The organism is Streptomyces sp. NPDC001315, assembly GCF_042896175.1.
Classification (GTDB): domain Bacteria; phylum Actinomycetota; class Actinomycetes; order Streptomycetales; family Streptomycetaceae; genus Streptomyces.
On record NZ_JBIAWZ010000057.1, the window covers coordinates 1 to 1681 of the forward strand.

Here is a 1681-nt window from a genome sequence, read left to right on the forward strand (position 1 = left end):
CCTGGGCGTTTCGCTTGCGGCGGTGTCCGAGTCCTGACCGGAAAAGCGAAAGTGCCTTCTGAGCTGGGAAGATGAGGCTTGTCGAAGGTCTCTGTCATCCCAGCAGGAAGGCACTTTCTGCGTGCACCCTACCCGGTCGCGTCCCAAGCTCGTCGTGTCGGCCGACGGTCACGGGGTGGTCAGCCACGCCGGATCCCGCCTGCTGGCCGATATCGCCGATGCCACTGGCCTGACCAGTGCCTTCACGGAGGCACTGCGTCGGCTGCGACCGCGTGGCACCGGGCACGATCCCGGCCGGATCGCGGTCGATCTCGCGGTCATGCTCGCCGATGGCGGCGAGGCGATAGCGGACCTGGCCCTGCTGCGCGACCAAGCGGAGGTGTTCGGCCCCGTCGCCTCCACCCCGACCGCCTGGCGGATGCTGGCCGGCATGGACTCGGCCGCACTCGCCCGCCTGCGCTCGGCCCGGGCCACCGCCCGGGAGATCGCCTGGCTGCAGACCGCCGAGACCAGGACAGGGATACCCGCCGCCCACGCGGGCGGACGCGACCTGCCCGGTCTTGTCCTGGACCTCGACGCCACCCTGGTGACCTGCCACTCCGAGAAAGAACAGGCAGCGGCGACCTACAAGCACGGCTTCGGCTACCACCCGCTGCTGTGCTTCCTGGACAACACCGGCGAAGCCCTGGCCGGAATCCTCAGGCCCGGCAACGCCGGCGCAAACACCGCCGCCGACCACATCACCGTCCTCGACCAGGCGCTTGCCCAGATCCCCGACGCCCACCGCCATGGCGCACCCATCCTCATCCGCGCGGACAGTGCCGGAGGAGCGAAAGCGTTCCTGGAGCATGTGCGGGCCCTTCGCTCACGCGGGATCCTCACCTCTTTCTCCGTCGGACACGCCGTCACCGAACCGGTCCGCCAGGCGATCCGGGCCCTGCCCGAGCAGGTCTGGCATCCCGCAGTCGAACAGGACGGCACCCTGCGCCAAGGCGCGGACGTCGCCGAGCTGACCGGCATGATCGACCTGGCCGGCTACCCGGACGACACGCGGGTCATCGTGCGGCGAGAGCGTCCGCACCCCGGCGCCCAACTGTCGCTGTTCGACCTGGACGCGGGCATGCGTCATCAGGTCTTTCTCACCGACGCCCCCTACGGCGAGGGCTCCTTGCAGCACCTGGAGGTCCGCCACCGGGGGCACGCCCGCGTCGAGGACCGCATCCGGTGCGGCAAAAGCACCGGCATCGGCCGCTTCCCCTCCCGCCACTTCGCCCTCAACCAAGCGTGGCTCGAGCTCGCGCTGACCGCCACCGATCTGCTCGCCTGGACCCAGACTCTGTTGCTGGAGGGCGAGTTGGCCACCGCCGAGCCGAAAAGGCTCCGCTACCGGATCCTGCACGCAACCGCCCGTATCACTCGCGGCGGCCGCCGCATCCGTCTGCGGATCGCCGCGACCTGGCCCTGGCGGCACGAACTCGCCAGTGCGTTCGCCCGCCTCACGGCACTGCCGCGACCAGCCACCTGACCTGCGGCACCGATCCTGCCCGCCCGCGACCCGAGGAACCCTGGAGCACCCGGCCCGAGCGTCGGGCCCAAGCCATGCCCGCCCCGCGACCAGCAACCGACACCACCGATCCACCGCCATCAGCGCAGCCCAACCATGCGAAGCGAAACGGGGAGG

Annotated in this window: 1 protein-coding gene; it reads left to right on the forward strand. The window is 70.5% G+C overall.

Going from position 1 to position 1681, the window contains the following annotated elements:
- The first annotated feature begins 91 nt into the window (after positions 1-91).
- Positions 92-1525, forward strand: coding sequence for an IS1380 family transposase (locus tag ACFY16_RS43090; RefSeq protein WP_390652686.1), 1434 nt, complete (start codon positions 92-94; stop codon positions 1523-1525).
- Positions 1526-1681: the final 156 nt, after the last annotated feature.